The organism is Deferribacterota bacterium (genome assembly GCA_034189185.1).
GTDB lineage: Bacteria > Chrysiogenota > Deferribacteres > Deferribacterales > UBA228 > UBA228.
The window spans coordinates 1-1,578 of sequence record JAXHVM010000299.1; the positions used below are offsets into that span (position 1 = coordinate 1).

The following is a 1,578-nucleotide window of genomic DNA, read 5'->3' on the forward strand; positions in this document are numbered from 1 at the left end:
TATTGATAAGTTCTATAAGCCACTTATAATCATGGCTTTCTTTGATAAAATTAAAGTATTTAACAATTGCTCCTAATTTATCTTTTAATAACTCTATATTAAAAGGTGAGGCTTTGACAACATCTTGAGTAAACAGTCCAACTATTATATAAAATCTATTTACATTATTACCTTTTTTAATTAATCCAATAAAATCTAGATATTCCCTTCTTTTTATTTTAGATTTATGCCGGTATTTATTTATATATATGGGCTGATCATCTATTTTATTTATTTTATCATCTTTAACTAGCTTTAAGAGATATTTAACATCTAAAGAGAGTTCGTCCACCTCAAAAATACCGAAATTTCTAACCTCTATATTGTCATTAATCTCCTCAATCTCTTTTATCCCCATAAAAATAAAATTATCGTATAATAACCACTCGAGAAAGCGATTTACTTTATCTGTTAAGAAGCCATTAATATGCTTATAATGAGTAATTCTTTTACTCATCTTATCAAAGGCATTTGTTACAAAGTTCAATTCATAATATATTTGTCTTAGTTCATTTACAGCAGATTTTAAAAAGTTACTTGTGATATTTTCTAAGAATAAAAATGAAACAGACTCATTTATACTGTCTTTATTTTTATCATCTATCTTTTTTATATTGCCAGATTCGTCCCTACTTACATTAATTATTGGATGGACTATGTAGAATCTATCAAATTTTATTTCAAAGAAATATTCACGCACACTATCTACTATAAATGGTTTATCATTAGTTATTAAAACAACAAGTGAGTGATTGGGTGGTAAGAAATTAAGGTTTTTTTCATTATAGCCATTTATATAATTGGTATCTGATGCTCTGTTTTCAAAGGATTTATAGGCAAATAAAGTAAATTCTAAAAGATTTTTATCACCTAAAAGATCCATTAAATATAAAGGCATATTATTTAAGAGAATATCTGTAAATAACTTAGCATTTTCATCTTTTAACCCCAATTTAATAAAATTTATTTTTTCTTTTTTTTGTTTTTCTCTGACTATTAATTCTTTTTCAGTTAAAACATCTATGTTGAACATTATTAACCTCTTTTTATAAAAATTTATAATGCTTATATTTATATTTGGTTTAGTTTAAATAGGTAATAAATTGCCTTTTAATTCTTATTAAAACCTACCCCAAATTAAACACTACCATCCTAATATTGGTCATCTCTTCAATTGCATATTTAACACCTTCTCTACCTAAACCACTTTTCTTATTTCCACCATAGGGCATATGATCTACTCTATACATTGATGAATCATTTATTATAACACCACCAACATCTATATTATCAATTGCATAGAAGGCTTTTTCTAAATCCTTTGTAAATACACCAGCTTGAAGGCCATAATCTGTATTATTTGCTCGTTCAACTGCTTCATTGAAACTACTACACTTAAAGACTGAGACAACTGGCGCAAAGATCTCCTCTCTACAAACTCTCATACTATCATCAACATCTGATAAAATAGTAGGGTGTAGGATAGCCCCTTCTCTACCACCCCCAACAAGGATCTTGGCTCCCTTATCTACAGCTTCT

The 1,578-nt window shown here is 27.6% G+C and carries 2 protein-coding genes; both read right to left on the bottom strand.

Translation table 11 applies throughout. The features are described from left to right. The coding region (locus SVN78_11065; protein MDY6822145.1) for an NAD-glutamate dehydrogenase at positions 1-1,072 on the bottom strand (1,072 nt) is incomplete at its 3' end. A gap of 94 nt (positions 1,073-1,166) precedes the next feature. Beyond that, on the bottom strand, positions 1,167-1,578 hold a 412-nt coding region (locus SVN78_11070; GenBank protein MDY6822146.1), incomplete at its 5' end, for an aldehyde dehydrogenase family protein.